General features: G+C 48.3%; 11 protein-coding genes. 8 read left to right on the top strand and 3 right to left on the bottom strand.

Annotation, left to right across the window (positions count from 1 at the left end; all coding sequences use genetic code 11):
- Positions 1 to 2 precede the first annotated feature (2 nt).
- Genes dhbC through AU387_RS03095 form a run of 5 tightly spaced genes read left to right on the top strand, consistent with a single transcriptional unit; the run spans position 3 to position 11189 of the window.
- Positions 3 to 1199 (top strand): isochorismate synthase DhbC, encoded by a 1197-nt coding sequence (gene dhbC, locus AU387_RS03115; RefSeq protein WP_059334779.1) that lies wholly within the window; start codon positions 3 to 5, stop codon positions 1197 to 1199.
- A gap of 28 nt (positions 1200 to 1227) precedes the next feature.
- Positions 1228 to 2847 carry a (2,3-dihydroxybenzoyl)adenylate synthase gene (locus AU387_RS03110; RefSeq protein WP_059334778.1) on the top strand — a complete coding sequence of 540 codons (1620 nt, stop codon included), beginning with the start codon at positions 1228 to 1230 and terminating at the stop codon, positions 2845 to 2847.
- Positions 2848 to 2872: 25 nt separating this feature from the next.
- A complete protein-coding gene (locus tag AU387_RS03105; protein WP_059334776.1) occupies positions 2873 to 3808 on the top strand; it encodes an isochorismatase in 936 nt (311 codons plus the stop codon).
- Positions 3809 to 3826: 18 nt separating this feature from the next.
- On the top strand, positions 3827 to 10966 hold the full coding sequence (locus AU387_RS03100) for an amino acid adenylation domain-containing protein (protein WP_059334774.1): 7140 nt from the start codon (positions 3827 to 3829) through the stop codon (positions 10964 to 10966).
- 13 nt (positions 10967 to 10979) lie between these two features.
- Positions 10980 to 11189 (top strand): MbtH family protein, encoded by a 210-nt coding sequence (locus AU387_RS03095; RefSeq protein ID WP_044158967.1) that lies wholly within the window; start codon positions 10980 to 10982, stop codon positions 11187 to 11189.
- Positions 11190 to 11240: 51 nt separating this feature from the next.
- Here AU387_RS03095 and AU387_RS03090 read toward each other — a convergent pair whose 3' ends face one another.
- The 3 genes from AU387_RS03090 to adeR all read right to left on the bottom strand — a co-directional run bounded on the left by AU387_RS03090 (position 11241) and on the right by adeR (position 14494).
- Positions 11241 to 11918: a YukJ family protein gene (locus tag AU387_RS03090; RefSeq protein ID WP_044158966.1), complete on the bottom strand. Its 678-nt coding sequence runs from the start codon at positions 11916 to 11918 to the stop codon at positions 11241 to 11243.
- A gap of 114 nt (positions 11919 to 12032) precedes the next feature.
- Entirely contained in the window at positions 12033 to 13169 is a 1137-nt protein-coding gene (ald, locus tag AU387_RS03085) for an alanine dehydrogenase (protein WP_044158964.1), read from the bottom strand.
- Positions 13170 to 13270: 101 nt separating this feature from the next.
- Positions 13271 to 14494, bottom strand: coding sequence for a sporulation transcriptional activator AdeR (gene adeR / locus AU387_RS03080; protein WP_059335360.1), 1224 nt, complete (start codon positions 14492 to 14494; stop codon positions 13271 to 13273).
- Positions 14495 to 15010: 516 nt separating this feature from the next.
- On the opposite strand from adeR, the gene AU387_RS03075 reads away from it, so the two are divergent.
- The 3 genes from AU387_RS03075 (at position 15011) to essB (ending at position 16983) form a co-directional block, all read left to right on the top strand.
- Positions 15011 to 15304, top strand: coding sequence for a WXG100 family type VII secretion target (locus tag AU387_RS03075; RefSeq protein WP_003220661.1), 294 nt, complete (start codon positions 15011 to 15013; stop codon positions 15302 to 15304).
- 69 nt (positions 15305 to 15373) lie between these two features.
- Positions 15374 to 15613, top strand: coding sequence for an ESX secretion system protein YukD (gene yukD / locus AU387_RS03070; RefSeq protein ID WP_010331710.1), 240 nt, complete (start codon positions 15374 to 15376; stop codon positions 15611 to 15613).
- Between the two features lie 14 nt (positions 15614 to 15627).
- Positions 15628 to 16983 (top strand): type VII secretion protein EssB, encoded by a 1356-nt coding sequence (essB, locus tag AU387_RS03065; RefSeq protein ID WP_044158962.1) that lies wholly within the window; start codon positions 15628 to 15630, stop codon positions 16981 to 16983.
- Positions 16984 to 17019 lie beyond the last annotated feature (36 nt).

The raw sequence follows: 17019 nt of genomic DNA, 5'->3' as shown, positions 1-17019 counted from the left end.
AGATGTTGGAACAAAACGTTATATCTGAAACAAAGGCGGAGCATTTGCTTCATGATTATCAGCCGGGCGCTTTTTTCCTGGCTTCCCCTCACCGTGTGCTGCTTGGAAAAGGAATAAGTGAAACCGTGCCGGATGCAGACGGCCAAAACCAATTAGAAACCTTACCCGGCCGCATTGCTGAGGCGCTTAACAAAGCGAAGCAATCGGGGCAAAGCCGTCCGGTTGTTGTGGGAGCTGTTCCATTTGATCATTTGAAATCGCCCCGGCTCGTCGTTCCGGAGGAGGTACGGTGGTCGGGACCGCTTCAATTTAATCATGCCAACATCGAACAGCAGCGGGAACATACATATCAAATACAGCCTGTTCCTGCACCGGAGGACTATAAAAAAGGTGTAGAACAAGGATTGGCAAGCATTGCTGATGGCACACTCAGCAAAATTGTCCTGTCCAGATCGCTGCATCTGACATCAACTGAAGCGATACAAACGGGTGAACTGCTTCACCATCTGGCGCGGCATAATACACACGGTTATACTTTTGCAGCCGATGTATCCGGCCAAGATGATTCATCTTCCCATCGGACATTACTCGGAGCAAGTCCGGAGCTTCTCGTTTCGAGAATGGGGACTCAGGTGGTATCCAATCCGTTAGCGGGCTCTAGACCTCGCAGTGATGATCCTGTTGAGGACCAGCGCCGGGCCGATGAATTGCTTTCCTCCGCAAAGGATCTTCATGAGCATGCTGTTGTGGCTGATGCGGTTGCCGCCGGGCTGCGGCCTTTTTGCCGGACGCTGGACGTTCCGGAAAAGCCTTCGCTGATCCAAACTGAGACGATGTGGCATTTGTCCAGTGTCATTAAAGGAGAGCTTTCCGATCCGACTGTAACCGCGCTGGAACTAGCCGCCGCGCTTCATCCTACGCCGGCAGTCTGCGGAACACCGACTGACCTTGCAAGAGAAGCCATCCGGGAAATTGAACCTTTTGACCGCGGTTTCTTCACCGGCATGGTAGGCTGGTGTGATGATGCAGGCGATGGCGAATGGATCGTTACGATTCGCTGTGCAGAGGCTGAAGAACGTTCACTTCGTCTTTTTGCAGGTGCCGGTGTTGTATCTGGATCAAAAGCAGAGGACGAGCTCCAGGAGACATCCGCAAAGTTTCGGACAATGCTTCGCGCAATGGGTGTCAATCACATATGATCAGAAATCAATGCAGGAGGGAAACAGCATGCTGAATGGATTTACGCCTTGGCCCAAGGAGTTTGCGGAAAAGTACCGGGAGAACGGCTGCTGGGCCGGTGAGACTTTTGGAGACATGTTAAGAGACAGGGCTGCCAAACATGGCGATCGTATCGCGATTACATGCGGGGACACCCATTGGAGCTATCAAGAGCTTGACACAAGGGCTGACCGTCTGGCAGCCGGATTGCAGAAGCTCGGTATTAAACAAATGGATCGTGTAGTGGTGCAGCTGCCGAATATCGCGGAGTTTTTCGAAGTCATCTTTGCGCTTTTTCGGCTGGGAGCGCTCCCGGTCTTTGCACTGCCCTCTCATCGAAGCAGTGAGATTACATATTTTTGCGAGTTTGCTGAAGCGGAGGCTTATATCATCCCCGATTCTCATTCGGGATTTGACTACCGCACACTTGCCAGACAGGTTCACAGCAAGCTGCCATCCTTGAAACACATCATTGTCGCAGGTGAGGCGGAGGAATTCCAGCCGCTTGAGGCATTGCATACAGAACCTGGCGAGCTGCCTGAAGTAAAATCTTCGGATGTGGCGTTTCTCCAGCTTTCTGGCGGAAGCACCGGCTTATCGAAACTGATACCGCGAACTCACGATGACTATATATACAGCCTGCGGATGAGTGCGGAGGTTTGCTGGCTTGATCACAGCACTGTTTACTTGGCCGCATTGCCGATGGCTCACAATTACCCGCTGAGCTCACCCGGGGTGCTAGGCGTATTATACGCTGGAGGAAAAGTGGTTTTATCTCCTTCTCCGAGTCCGGATGACTCGTTCCCTTTGATTGAACGGGAACAGGTGACAATAACAGCTCTTGTCCCGCCGCTTGCAATGGTATGGATGGACGCTGCTGCCTCACGAGATGCCGATTTATCAAGCCTTCAAGTGCTGCAGGTAGGCGGCGCGAAATTCAGCGCTGAAGCCGCGCGCAAAGTGAAATCTGTATTCGGCTGCACCTTGCAGCAGGTCTTCGGAATGGCAGAAGGGCTCGTTAATTATACAAGGCTTGATGACCCAGAGGAAGTAATTGTTAATACCCAAGGTAAGCCGATGTCTTCTTATGATGAAATACGTGTGTGGGATGATCAGGACCGTGACGTGAAACCTGGTGAAACGGGGCACCTGCTGACACGGGGACCGTATACGATCCGGGGATACTATAAGGCTGATGAGCATAATGCAGCTTCGTTTACCGGGGACGGTTTTTACCGCACTGGCGATCTAGTGAGACTGACACCCGACGGTTATGTTGTCGTGGAAGGACGGGCAAAGGATCAAATCAACCGCGGCGGAGAAAAAGTGGCGGCTGAAGAGGTTGAAAATCATCTTCTGGCGCATCCGGCTGTGCATGATGCGGCAATGGTCTCAATGCCTGACCAATTTCTTGGTGAAAGATCATGTGTTTTCATTATTCCCCGGGATCAAGCGCCGAAAGCCGCAGAGCTCAAAGCTTTTCTAAGAGAACGCGGGCTTGCAGCATATAAAATTCCAGACCGGATCGAATTTGTTGAGTCCTTCCCGCAGACAGGGGTAGGAAAGGTAAGCAAAAAGGCGCTTCGCGAAGCGATCGCCGAAAAACTTCTTGCAGGTTCGAAAAAATAGAAACGATTTGAAAGGGAGTGTTCAAATGGCTATTCCTGCCATTCAGCCGTATCAAATGCCGACAGCGTCTGATATGCCAACAAACAAAGTATCATGGGTGCCTGATCCAAATCGGGCAGTCTTCTTAATACACGATATGCAGAACTATTTTGTCGACGCGTTTACAGCAGGAGCGTCTCCGGTAACAGAGCTTTCAGCAAATATACGCAAGCTGAAGGATCAATGTGTTCAGCTCGGGATACCTGTTGTCTACACAGCGCAGCCAGGCAGTCAAAATCCGGAGGACCGTGCATTGCTGACTGATTTTTGGGGACCTGGATTAAGCAGCGGTCCTTACGAGGAAAAAATTGTGGCCGAGCTTGCACCGGAAGACGATGATCTCGTATTGACAAAATGGAGATATAGCGCATTTAAGAGAACGAATCTGCTTGAGATCATGCGTGAACAGGGGCGCGATCAGCTGATCATCTCCGGGATTTATGCTCATATTGGCTGTCTCGTTACAGCATGTGAAGCGTTTATGGAGGATATCGAAGCATTTTTTGTTGCTGATGCAGTTGCGGACTTTTCTCGGGACAAGCATAAAATGGCGCTTGATTATGCGGCTGGGCGCTGCGCGTTTACGCTGATGACCGACAGCTTGCTTGATCAGCTGAAACATACGCCTTCTGCGGCTCAAAAGCCATCAGAAAAAGCTGAAAAACATGTATTTACCTGCGAGAGTATCCGAACACAAATTGCTGAGCTTCTTCAAGAATCGCCTGATGATATTGCAGATAATGAAGACTTACTGAATAGGGGACTTGATTCTGTAAGGATCATGACATTAGTTGAACAATGGCGCCGTGAAGGAGCCGAGGTGACATTCGTCGAACTGGCTGAACGGCCGACAATAGAAGAATGGCAGAAATTGCTTTCAATCCGCATTGAGAGAGTGCTGCCAAACGCGGACTATTTATAAAAGGAGGTAAAAAAACGGATGCCTGATACAAAAGATCTTCAATATTCTTTAACCGGAGCGCAAACCGGTATTTGGTTTGCTCAGCAGCTTGATCCGGACAATCCAATCTACAATACAGCCGAATATATAGAAATCAACGGCCCAATCGACATTTCTCTTTTTGAAGAAGCTTTACGGCACGTGATAAAAGAAGCGGAATCACTTCATGTCCGCTTTGGTGAAGATATGGACGGGCCTTGGCAGATGATAAATCCATCACCGGATGTACAGCTCCAAGTCATTGACGTCAGCTCTGAGCCTGATCCGGAAAAGACAGCTTTAAATTGGATGAAAGCTGATTTGGCAAAGCCGGTCGATTTACAGCATGACCCATTGTTCCGCGAAGCTTTGTTTAAAGCGGGGCCTCAGCGTTTCTTTTGGTATCAGCGCATTCACCATATTGCGATCGACGGCTTTGGGTTTTCTCTGATCGCCCAGCGGGTTGCACATGCTTATACTGCACTTGCAGGAGGGCGGTCCGCTGATGATCGTTCCTTCGGCTCTTTGCAGGATATTTTGGAGGAGGACGCAGCGTACCGCGCGTCTGAAACATATGAAGAGGATCGGCAATTCTGGCTGAATCGTTTTGCGGACAGGCCTGAAGTTGTCAGTTTAGCAGAACGTGCGCCGAGAACCTCAAAAAGCTTTCTGCGCCAGATTGCTTATTTGCCGCCATCAGATGTAAACGCGCTGAAAGAGGCGGCGCGCTATTACGCCGGAAGCTGGCATGAAGTCGTGATTGCGGCATCAGCTGCTTATGTGCACCGTATGACCGGCTCTGAGGATGTTGTGCTCGGACTGCCTATGATGGGACGGATGGGATCGGCATCCTTGAATGTTCCGGCTATGGTGATGAATCTTCTCCCGCTGAGGCTGTCTGTGAGTCCTTCGATGAGCTTTTCTGAGCTTGTGCTGCAAATTTCCCGGGAAATCCGCAGTATCCGGCAGCATCATAAATACCGCCATGAGGAACTGCGGCGGGACCTGAAACTAATAGGAGAAAATCATAGATTATTTGGCCCGCAAATTAATCTTATGCCTTTTGATTACGGTCTCGACTTTGCCGGAGCCCGGGGGACGACGCACAATCTGTCAGCCGGTCCTGTTGATGATTTGTCGATAAATGTCTATGACAGAACAGACGGAAGCGGGCTGCGAATTGATGTGGACGCCAATCCTGAAGTATACAGTGAGTCAGAAATAAAGGTCCATCAGCAGCGGATCTTACAGCTTTTACAAACGGCGTCAGCCGGTGAGGACATGCTGATTGGGCAAATGGAATTTCTTTTGCCTGCAGAAAAAGCACGGGTCATAAGCGAATGGAATGAGACAGCAAAATCCGAGCGGCTGTTCAGCCTTCCGGATATGTTTCAGAAACAGGCTGACCGTTCCCCTGAACGTATCGCCCTGATTTGCGATCACAGTCAATTAAGCTATCAAGAGCTGAATGAACAAGCAAACCGCCTCGCGCATCTTTTGATAGAAAAAGGGCTTGGGCCGGAGCAGTTTGTCGCCTTGGCCCTGCCGCGGTCTTCCGAAATGATAGTTGCAATGCTCGCCGTACTAAAGACTGGTGCTGCTTATCTTCCGCTTGATCCGGAGTTTCCTGCCGACAGAGTTTCATACATGCTGAAGGATGCAAAGCCATCATGCATGATAACGACTGAGGAAATTGCAGACACTCTGCCTGACGATCTAAGGGCACCGCAGCTTGTGCTGGATCTGCCTGTGACAAAAGAGATTGTGAAGCGTTATTCTGCCGACAATCCAAATGTACATGTATCTCTTGCTCATCCGGCGTATATTATTTATACATCAGGATCAACAGGGAGGCCAAAGGGTGTTGTTGTCACGCTGAAAAGTTTAAGTAATTTTCTGCTGTCTATGCAGGAGACATTTTCTCTCAATGAACAAGACAGGCTGCTGGCTGTGACGACTGTCGCTTTTGATATTTCTGCTTTAGAATTATTCCTCCCGCTTATCAGCGGAGCGAGTATTGTTGTTGCTCAAAAAGAAACAACTCGTGAGCCGCAGGCATTAGCTAAAATGATTGAATATTTTGATATAACAATTATGCAGGCAACGCCGACCCTGTGGCATGCGTTGGTCACAAACGAGCCTGAGAAACTTCGGGAGCTCAGGGTGCTTGTCGGGGGAGAGGCGCTTCCGAGCGGGCTTTTGGAGGCCTTGCAGGCGCTTGATTGTCAAGTGACTAATTTATACGGTCCTACTGAAACAACCATTTGGTCTGCGGCAGCTTTTCTCGAAAAAGGAGTACAGGGTGTGCCTCCGATCGGAAAGCCGATTTGGAATACGCAGGTATATGTGCTCGATAATAGTTTGCAGCCCGTTCCGCCAGGCATTGTTGGAGAGCTCTATATTGCTGGAACCGGGTTGGCCCGCGGATATTTAGGGCGCCCTGATTTAACGGCGGAGCGCTTTGTTGCTGACCCGTACGGACCCCCGGGCACACGAATGTACCGAACCGGAGATCAGGCCCGCTGGCGTGCGGATGGGTCTCTGGATTACATCGGGCGGGCCGATCATCAAATTAAGATTCGCGGTTTCCGCATTGAGCTTGGAGAAATTGATGCCGTGCTTGCTAAACATCCGCAAACGAAACAGGCTGCGGTTGTCGTTCGAGAGGACCAGCCGGGAGATAAACGATTGGTGGCGTATCTGGTCGTTTCTTCAGCTCTAGATATTGCTGAGCTTCGCCGTTATGTCGGTGCCAGTCTGCCTGATTATATGGTGCCTGCGGCATTTGTGGAGATCGATGAACTGCCATTAACACCTAACGGCAAGCTTGACCGGAAAGCATTGCCGGCACCTGATTTTGGGGCGTCTGTCACTGATCGGGGACCGCGAACGCCTCAAGAAGAGATACTGTGTGATCTGTTTGCGGAGGTTCTAGGTCTTGCACGCGTAGGCATCGATGACAGTTTCTTCGAGCTGGGCGGCCATTCTCTCCTTGCTGCCCGTTTGATGAGCCGTATTCGTGAGACGATGGGAGCTGAGCTGGGCATCGCCAAGCTCTTTGACGAACCGACAGTTGCCGGACTTGCTGCACATCTTGATCAGGCGCAGAGTGTCCGTCCCGCTTTGCAAAGAGCTGAACGTCCTGAGAACATTCCGCTTTCTTTTGCACAGCGTCGGCTATGGTTCCTCCATTGTCTGGAAGGGCCAAGTCCTACATATAATATCCCGGTTGCCGTCCGTCTTTCAGGTGAACTGAACCAAGAAGCGCTGCAAGCGGCCCTATATGATCTCATCAGCCGCCATGAAAGCCTTCGGACCACTTTCCCTGAATCACAGGGGACATCTTATCAGCGCATTTTGGACGCCGATCAAGCCCGTCCTGATTTATATGTTACAGAAATGAAGAAAGAGGAGCTTTCTGAGAGGCTTGCCGATGCTGCTCGCTACAGCTTTGACCTTGCAGCTGAGCCTGCTTTCCGGGCCGAGCTTTTTGTTATCGGTCCCGACGAGTACGTGCTGCTGCTGCTCGTGCACCATATTGTCGGAGACGGATGGTCATTGACTCCTCTGACTCGTGATCTGGCTGCTGCTTATACCGCGCGCTGTCACGGGAGAGCTCCCGAATGGACACCGCTTGCTGTGCAGTATGCGGATTATGCGCTCTGGCAGCAAAGTCTGCTAGGAAGCGAGCATGATCCAGACAGTTTGATTGCCGGTCAGCTTGCTTTCTGGAAAGATAGACTGAAAGATCTGCCCGATCAGCTCGAGCTGCCAACCGATTATTCACGACCTGCTGAGCCGAGTCATCAAGGGGATACAATCCATTTCCATATAGGCTCAGAGCTTCACAGCCGATTGCTGGAGCTGGCCCGTGCAAATAGAGTAAGTCTGTTTATGGTGCTTCAATCAGGACTTGCCGCCTTGCTGACAAGGCTCGGAGCTGGAACTGATATTCCGATTGGAAGCCCGATTGCGGGGCGGAATGACGATGCGCTTAGTGATCTTGTGGGACTGTTTATCAATACATTGGTGCTCAGAACAGACACCTCAGGTGATCCGAGTTTCCGTGAGCTTCTTGACAGAGTGCGGGAAGTGAATCTGGCAGCCTATGAAAATCAGGATCTGCCGTTTGAAAGACTTGTAGAGGTGCTCAATCCTGCACGCTCCCGGGCCACGCATCCATTATTCCAAGTCATGCTCGCGCTCCAGAACACACCTGACGCAGAGCTGAGCCTGCCTGGTACAGAAAGCAGCCTGCACATTCACAGCGTAGGATCTGCCAAATTTGATTTAACATTAGAAATCAGTGAAAGCCGTCTTGATGACGGGACACCAAATGGACTGGAAGGACTGCTTGAGTACAGCACCGATCTATTTAAACGGGAAACTGTTCAAGCTCTTGCTGAGCGCCTTCTGCGGCTGCTTGAGGCTGCCGAGGCTGATCCTGATCAGAAAATCGGAAGACTGGATATTCTGGCACCAGAGGAACGCAGCATCACGGTAACGGATTGGCAAAGTGTATCTGAAAAGATTCCGCAAGCGTGTCTTCCGGAGCTGTTTGAGAAGCAAGCTGCGCTGAGCCCTGATTCCATTGCTGTCGTTTATGAAGATCAGGCGATGAGCTATATGGAGCTGAATGAAAGGGCGAACCGGCTTGCCAGGCTGCTGATCAGCAAAGGCGTCGGACCGGAGCAATTTGTGGCATTAGCTTTGCCTCGCTCATTGGATATGACTGTTAGCCTGTTAGCGGTACTAAAAGCGGGAGCTGCATACTTGCCGCTTGATCCGGACTATCCGGCTGACCGAATCGCTTTTATGCTGAGCGATGCGCGGCCTGCGTTTATCATCACGAGCTCACAGGCGGAAAATCAAATCCCGCCTGCAGAAAATGTGCAGAACATTGTGCTGGATAATCCGGAATTACGCGAAAAACTAAAAACATACAGTCCTTTGAATCCGGATAATACGGACAGGATTCGCCCGCTGTCACCTTTCAGCACGGCTTATGTTATTTATACATCCGGTTCAACAGGCGTTCCAAAAGGCGTCATGATTCCTCACCAAAATGTGACGAGGTTATTTGGAGCGACCGATCACTGGTTCCATTTCGGTTCAGACGACGTGTGGACAATGTTCCATTCCTACGCGTTTGACTTTTCTGTTTGGGAGATTTGGGGACCTTTGCTGCACGGCGGCCGCCTTGTTATCGTGCCTCATGACATCAGCAGATCTCCGGAAGCGTTTCTGCGTCTGCTGGTAAAAGAGGGTGTGACCGTTTTGAACCAGACACCATCAGCGTTCTATCAGTTTATGCAGGCGGAAAGGGAGCAGCCTGATCTCGGACAGGCGCTCAGCCTTCGATATGTTGTTTTTGGCGGAGAAGCGCTTGAACTCAGCCGTTTAGAGGATTGGTATCATCGCCACCCTGAACAGGCGCCGAAACTGATCAATATGTATGGTATTACTGAAACAACCGTGCACGTCAGCTATATCGAATTGGACCGGAATATTGCAGCTTTACGAGCAAACAGCCTGATCGGCTGCGGAATTCCCGATCTTGGGGTGTATGTGCTTGATGAGCGTTTACAGCCGGTTCCGCCGGGTGTGGCTGGAGAACTGTATGTGTCAGGAGCCGGATTGGCCCGAGGCTATTTAGGACGGCCCGGTTTAACGGCGGAACGCTTCATCGCTGACCCGTTCGGGCCTCCGGGCACACGGATGTACCGCACGGGAGATGTAGCCCGCAGGCGTGCTGACGGTTCTCTCGATTATGTCGGCCGTGCCGATCATCAAGTGAAAATTCGGGGCTTCCGGATTGAACTGGGAGAAATTGAAGCTGCGCTTGTTCAGCATTCACAGCTGGAAGATGCGGCAGTGATCGTTCGTGAGGACCAGCCGGGAGATAAACGTTTGGCAGCTTATGTCATACCTTCCTCGGAAGAAACGTTTGATACGGCGGAACTGCGCAGGTATGCTGCTGAGAGACTGCCAGATTACATGGTGCCTTCAGCCTTTGTGACGATGAAAGAATTGCCGCTGACGCCGAATGGAAAGCTTGACCGTAAAGCGCTGCCTGCTCCAGATTTTGCTGCTGCGGTGACAGGTCGCGGGCCGAGAACCCCGCAAGAAGAAATCCTTTGTGACTTGTTTATGGAAGTGCTTCATTTGCCGCGTGTCGGTATTGATGACCGTTTCTTCGATTTGGGCGGACATTCCCTGCTCGCAGTTCAGCTGATGAGCCGCATACGTGAAGCGCTCGGGGTTGAACTCAGCATCGGCAATCTATTTGAAGCGCCGACTGTGGCAGGGCTTGCCGAAAGACTGGAGATGGGATCAAGCCAAAGCGCACTTGATGTTTTGCTGCCGCTCCGAACAAGCGGGGACCGACTTCCGTTGTTTTGCGTACATCCGGCGGGCGGACTTAGCTGGTGTTATGCAGGGCTGATGACATCTTTAGGAACGGACTATCCCATCTATGGACTGCAAGCACGGGGAATTGGACAGCAGGAGGCGCTTCCGAAAACACTCGATGACATGGCTGCCGACTATATAGAACAGATTCGGACGATCCAGCCGAAAGGGCCGTACCATTTGCTTGGCTGGTCCTTAGGCGGAAATGTCGTTCAAGCAATGGCAACACAGCTGCAAAAGCAAGGGGAAGACGTTTCTCTATTGGTGATGCTGGACGCCTACCCAAACCACTTCCTTCCTATAAAAGAGGCACCGGATGATGAGGAAGCGCTTATTGCCCTTCTCGCGTTAGGCGGGTACGACCCAGACAGCTTAGGAGACAAACCGCTTGATTTTGAAACAGCCATTGAGATTCTGCGGCGAGATGGAAGCGCACTTGCCAGTCTGGACGAATCGGTCATTTTGAATCTAAAGAATACGTACGTCAATTCTGTCGGCATTTTAGGCTCATATGCACCGAAAACCTTCCGTGGAAATGTTCTGTTTTTCAGATCAACCATCATTCCTGAATGGTTTGACCCAATTGAACCTGATTCGTGGAAGCCTTATATTGACGGACAAATTGAACAAATCGACATTGACTGCCGCCATAAAGATCTCTGTCAGCCGGAACCGCTCGCAGTTATCGGCCGGGTTCTGGCGGCTAAATTGGAAGAAATGAATCAATAAAGGAGGAAAAGCAATGGCAAATCCTTTTGAAAATGCGGATGGCATATACCTTGTTCTCATCAATGAAGAGGGCCAATATTCCTTATGGCCCGGCTTTATCGATGTGCCGAGCGGCTGGACAGTCGTTCATGAACAAAAAGGGCGTGAGGCTTGTCTGGACTACATCCAATCGCATTGGAGCGATATGAGGCCGAACAGCCTAAAGCCTGTCGAAAATGTCTAAATGCATTGACGGTAAAAAAAGAGACTGCGGCAGGCAGTCTCTTTTTCTATCTTACGCAGACGTTTGGGTATGATCGCAATCTCTGACCGGGTTCCCGTTTTCATCCGTACACCATGACTGGGATAAGAACGCCAAAAACACAGCCGCCCACTGATCGGCAAATTGAATCAGAATACCTCCGTCGTGCCAAGAGCCGTTGTCCTTTTTCCAGCGGGTATCCAGCGCATTGCCTTGATTCATGTGGATATTGTGCATACCGTTTGTCGGGGTAAAGCCGAATATTTTATCTGCCGCCTGTTCAGGTCCAAATTTTGATCCAAATATATAAACCGGCGCTTTCTCTTCTTTCGCTTTCTTCATATACGTTTCAATAAAGTCATTTAAATCATTATCAGGCCCCGTGATTTCATGAGGCAAAGGCTTCATTTCCCGTGAATCAAAAAGATTGCCCCGCACATAATCCAGGGCTATTTCACGGTTTTCGTCATTGATCTTCGTATATCCATACGGCATGTTCGGAAGAATGGTAATTGAGCTCGAATCAAACTGATCATCAGCTAAATACAATACTTCTGATTCCTCGGAACTGGACATGACATTGATGGCGCACCTGTAATACGTATTCTCTTCACCGAGCATCTTCACTTGGAAATGAGGACTGTCATCATCTGTTTCCCGCTTCATATCTAAGACAACGCCTTTTAACACGCCATATTGCTGAACAGCCATATGAATCCTCCTTTATGATCAAGTTCTTCGTTTTAATTCGAGACATCATTTCCTTTTTCCTTTTTAAAAGATAAAAAAAAGCCTGCAGAAATTTTTCTGCAAGCTCAATATGAATTAAGCGCCCGCCACAGATGATTCATCCTGTAAGGCTTTCTCGGCAGGGACATACTCGTATCCTAAATCTTTGGCAACCGCCTCATAGGTCACGTGGCCGTTTGCTGTGTTTAATCCCGCTCTTAGTGCCGCATTGTCTGCGAGTGCTTTTGCTGCCCCTTTGTTTGCGATTTGCAGCGCGTATGGAACCGTGACGTTCGTTAACGCAATTGTTGATGTGCGAGGCACAGCGCCCGGCATGTTCGCAACTGCATAGTGAACGACGCCGTGTTTTTCATATGTCGGCTGATCGTGTGTCGTAATGTGATCGACAGTTTCGACGATGCCGCCTTGGTCAATTGCAACGTCCACAATCACTGAACCAGGCTTCATTTGTTTCACCATTTCCTCTGTGACAAGCGTTGGAGCTTTAGCACCAGGGATTAACACGGCGCAAATGAGAAGGTCCGCTTCGGCTACCGAGTCGGCGATATTGACCGGGTTAGAAATTAACGTTTTAATTTGATGGCCGAATATATCATCAAGCTGACGCAGGCGATCCGCGTTTAAGTCGATGATTGTCACATCCGCACCCAGGCCGACAGCCATTTTCGCCGCGTTGGTTCCGACCGCGCCTCCTCCGATAATGGTTACCTTTCCGCGGGCAACGCCAGGCACTCCGGCAAGGAGGATTCCTTTTCCGCCTTTCGGTTTCTCTAGGAACTGCGCTCCGATTTGCGCTGCCATTCTGCCTGCCACCTCGGACATCGGTGTAAGCAGAGGCAATGTCCGTCCCTCACTTACCGTTTCATACGCGATCGCTGTGACGCCTTTATCCTTCAGTGCCTGTGCAAGCTCCGGTTCAGCCGCTAAGTGGAGGTAAGTAAACAGTACAAGCCCTTTCCGGAAGTATGCATATTCTTCCGGAAGCGGTTCTTTGACCTTCATGACCATTTCAGCGTCCCAGACCTGTTTCGGATCAGCAATGATTTCCGCTCCTGCTGACTCATAAGCTTCATTTTCAAAGCCGCTTCCAAGGCCTGCGCCTGATTCAACCAGCACGCGGTGACCGTTTGAAACGAGCTGTGAAACGCCCCCAGGCGTCAGCGCGACACGGTTTTCATTGTTTTTTATCTCTTTAGGAACTCCAATGATCATATCTATTTCCTCCCGTATATGTGATATGTTTAGTGTAGCTTGATTTTTTGGAAAATTCTTTGTTTGAAAAAGAAAATAAAAAAACAAGGGTTTGTGAAATTTCACAAACCCTTGTTTCGAAGTTTGATATCCAAATATATAGTAAACTTCTGATTCACATTTTTTAAATCGATCTCAGCGATCTGGCTGATTCGCTTCAGCCGGTAATTCAATGTATTAACGTGAATATTCAAGACCTTAGAAGCGGTATTCACATTGCTGTCGGCTTCAATAAAACGTTCAAGTGTTTCGACCATATTGGACTGGTGATCCCGGTCGTACTGCTCGAGTTTTGAAAGGGAGTAGTTGGAATATCCCGTTTGCTTCCGTTTCTCATCTAACACGTCCAAGTATTGATAAATGCCTAATTCTGAAAAACTGAAAAGATGCTTGGTTTCTTCAGCAAATCGTTCTTTTGCTTTTAATACGGACAATGCTTCCTGGTATGAACGGCAGACAAACGAAATGGAGTTGTATATTCCGCCAATTGCAATAGAAGCATCCTCTATTTTATAACGTTCCCTCAGCTGCCTTTGCGTGCTGAAAGCGAACTGTTTTAAATCTTGAAAAGGACGATCCGTTTTTGGCGCGGTTAAAATGATAAGTTCATTGGAATCAACGGTTGTCAGCAGAGCATGAACCTGCTGGGTCGTTTCCTGCAGATAATGAAGCTGCTGTTCTGTTTTTTCGGTCAGCTCGCCGTTTACCCGGATGATCATCACGGAAAATTCAGAGGGAACGACCATTCCAAGCTTGTTAAACCCATCCGTCATGTCCTGTTCTTGATAGATGTGTCCGGTCAGCATTTTCCAGAAAAATTCTTGGCTGCGCTCCTCATTTTTCGTTTTTCGGATTTGGAGCTTAAGCAGCTTGTTTCTGACTGCATTAGCCGCCATTTTTAATGTCAGCAGATCATCATCCGACAGTGTTTTTTGAATTTCAAGCGCCCAAATAAAACCCAGCACCTGGTTGTTCTTCCAAATCGAAATCGCGACGCGGTTGCTTAGTCCGACTTCGTCAATTTCCTTCACTCTGATCGGCTGGTCCGTTTTTAGCAGTGCGGGAATCGTCCCGTCTTTCCACAATTTATTAATAACCTTCTCCGGCACTCTTCTGCCAATGATCGTAGACGTCCGTGCAGGATCAGTACAATCGCTGTGGGTGCTGTAGGCTAGCAGTTTGTGGTTCACATCTTCAATGGTGATCGGACATTGCAGCACTTCACTGATATGATCAGCCACATCTTCCAGTCTGTCAAAACTGTATTTAAACGGATCCTTTGGCATGGTCATCATTATCCCTACTTTTCCATCCTTTTATTCTTTGCTCTCTTTGACATCAAATCGTCTTGCTTTTATTATGATTGTTCTTGTTTGTGAAAATCAACAACAAAGAATGACAGTATAATAGAAGTGAACAAGTCAAAAAACACTTTTTAAATATAATGAGATACATGTTCTGTCTTGGGCGGGGAACAGGCTGATGAATATTTCTGAAAAACTGAACCTTTCAGGGATGGTGCTGTAGCATCAAATTTTCTGAAAGGTTTTTTTTGGGAGTTAGAGAATCGTTTGGGCCTTTTGGATTATTTGAAGAAGGCGGAGCGGATTGAGAAAATAAACCTATTTGTTTAACAAAATATGTAATTTTTAAGAGGTGGGAGGTAAACCATTGGACTCATTTTGTAAAATTAAAACATATTTGTTTGACTGTACCGAAAAACTGTTTTTATAATAATTACGTTCTAAAAATAAGTGAATTAGCCCATATTTAGGCTGATGGCACAGGAGGTAATGAGGAATATGGCAGGATTAATTCGTGTCACACCCGAAGAGCTAAGAGCGATGGCGAAGCAATATGGCGTTGAAAGCCAAGAAGTATTAAATCAGGTTGATCGTTTAAACCGAATGATCTCTGATTTAAAAAGCATGTGGGAAGGTGCTTCTAGCGAAGCGTTCGCAGATCAATACGAGCAGCTCAAACCTTCATTTATCAAAATGTCAGATTTGCTTCAAGATGTAAACCAGCAGCTTGATCAAACAGCAAATACTCTTGAGTCTACTGACCAAGACATCGCAAATCAAATCCGCGGATAACAGTATGAAAGGGAAGGAGCGCCTGATTCACCAGAAGACGGCGCTCTTTCTATGTAAGGGTGAATGAACATGTATATTGATATTACGATAGATTTGAAACATTATAACGGAAGTGTCTTTGATCTCAGATTGTCAGATTACCACCCGGTGAAAAAAGTCATTGACATCGCTTGGCAGGCCCAAAGCGTTTCCATACCTCCGCGCGAAGGGCACTGGATCAGAGTGGTCAATAAGGATACGGTGTTTTCCGGAGAATGCAAGCTATCTGATTGCGGCATTACAAGCGGAGACCGGCTTGAAATATTATGAAAGGATCTGGTTGAATGTCAGGTGAACAAACATCATATTTAGAAAACCAATTAGAAGCTGCTTCTCAGAAAACGGAAGACGGTTATACATTTACCTTTCAACGGGAAAAAATAAAGCTTCTGGACGGTCTCGAAGCGAACGTCATCAAGGATGTAAATCCATCTTTTCATAAAGAGATCGATGTGACGGAAGACGAAGTGATCATCACAATCCAACCTCCTCCCTCCTATAAAGAATTTCGCTTGATAAAAGCTAAAGATAAAAAAAGCAAATGGCAGTTTGTCTATCAGCTTGTTCAGGCTGTACAGCAGCACAAGTTATCAAGGCTGCATTTGATTGTGGCCCCGGAAAACATTGTATTCGATAAAGGACTGACCCCATATTTTCTTCATTACGGCGTAAAAGAAAGCATTCCGCCTTACGAGCATGATGAGGAAAGAGTCTGGCAGGAGCTGAAAGCCGCAGCGGCTTTGGCAGTCGACGGCGCTTTTGCATTTGAGGACTATTTGAAATTCAATGAAACGCTGACATTCTCTCCGGAGGCAAAAGCGATATTGGACGCGAAGTCCTATGATGAACTGCTCGAGCTGATTCAGACACATATCGATGAGCTCGAAGCCAAAGCAAAAACATACATACATATCCCGAAAAAGAAATGGAACATCCAAAGATATATCGGCCTGGGACTCATTGTGTTGCTTGTGCCGGCTCTGATTTATTCGATGTACGCTTTATTTTTCGCGCAGCCGAAGCATCAGGCGATTGTGGAAAGCAACCGCTCTTTCTTGAACAAGCAGTACAGCGGGGTCATCAACACGCTGGCTAAATATGATGCGGAAAGCCTGCCTGAATCAGTGCAGTATCAGCTTGCAATGTCTTATGTTGAGGTTGAAAAATTAGGCGACACTCAAAAGAAACAAATTGAAAATAATCTGGTCACGCTGCAATCAGATCCACAACACTTTCTTTATTGGATAGACATAGGGAGAGGCGAGAATAAAGAAGCCGTTAGTATCGGAAGAAAGCTGGAGTATAACCCGTACATCGGGCTGGGGCTGATTCGATATAAGGCTGAGATATTAGCAGATGACAGTATGAAAGATGATGAAAAGCAAAAAGAATTGGATACGGTACAAAGCGAGATCGACCAAATTACCAAACAAATGAAAGAACAAAAAGAAGAAGCGATAACAGACTCGGCAGAAACTGATACAGCCAGCCAAGCCGCTGAAGAACAATCAGATAAAGAAAAGCAGCAAGCTGAAGAGAAAGCGGCAGAAGAAAAAGCCGCAGCCGAGGAAAAAGCGAAAAAAGAAGAACAAGAGAAAAAAGAGAAAGAAAAGAAAGATGAGAAAAAAGATGACAAATAAAGTGAAACATGAAGTTCAGGTCATCGCACGCCGTAT

Origin of the sequence: Bacillus halotolerans (assembly GCF_001517105.1) — a bacterium.
In the GTDB taxonomy this organism is placed as follows: domain Bacteria; phylum Bacillota; class Bacilli; order Bacillales; family Bacillaceae; genus Bacillus; species Bacillus halotolerans.
The sequence above is the reverse complement of the archived record's forward strand: the minus strand, read 5'-3'. Positions and strand labels throughout refer to the sequence as shown.

Bases quoted from the DNA above. Each gene is read 5' to 3' on its own strand.
- dhbC (WP_059334779.1), top strand. From the start codon at position 3: ATGTTGGAACAAAACGTTATATCTGAAACAAAGGCGGAGCATTTGCTT.
- AU387_RS03110 (WP_059334778.1), top strand. From the start codon at position 1,228: ATGCTGAATGGATTTACGCCTTGGCCCAAGGAGTTTGCGGAAAAGTAC.
- AU387_RS03105 (WP_059334776.1), top strand. From the start codon at position 2,873: ATGGCTATTCCTGCCATTCAGCCGTATCAAATGCCGACAGCGTCTGAT.
- AU387_RS03100 (WP_059334774.1), top strand. From the start codon at position 3,827: ATGCCTGATACAAAAGATCTTCAATATTCTTTAACCGGAGCGCAAACC.
- AU387_RS03095 (WP_044158967.1), top strand. From the start codon at position 10,980: ATGGCAAATCCTTTTGAAAATGCGGATGGCATATACCTTGTTCTCATC.
- AU387_RS03090 (WP_044158966.1), bottom strand. From the start codon at position 11,918: ATGGCTGTTCAGCAATATGGCGTGTTAAAAGGCGTTGTCTTAGATATG.
- ald (WP_044158964.1), bottom strand. From the start codon at position 13,169: ATGATCATTGGAGTTCCTAAAGAGATAAAAAACAATGAAAACCGTGTC.
- adeR (WP_059335360.1), bottom strand. From the start codon at position 14,494: ATGCCAAAGGATCCGTTTAAATACAGTTTTGACAGACTGGAAGATGTG.
- AU387_RS03075 (WP_003220661.1), top strand. From the start codon at position 15,011: ATGGCAGGATTAATTCGTGTCACACCCGAAGAGCTAAGAGCGATGGCG.
- yukD (WP_010331710.1), top strand. From the start codon at position 15,374: ATGTATATTGATATTACGATAGATTTGAAACATTATAACGGAAGTGTC.
- essB (WP_044158962.1), top strand. From the start codon at position 15,628: ATGTCAGGTGAACAAACATCATATTTAGAAAACCAATTAGAAGCTGCT.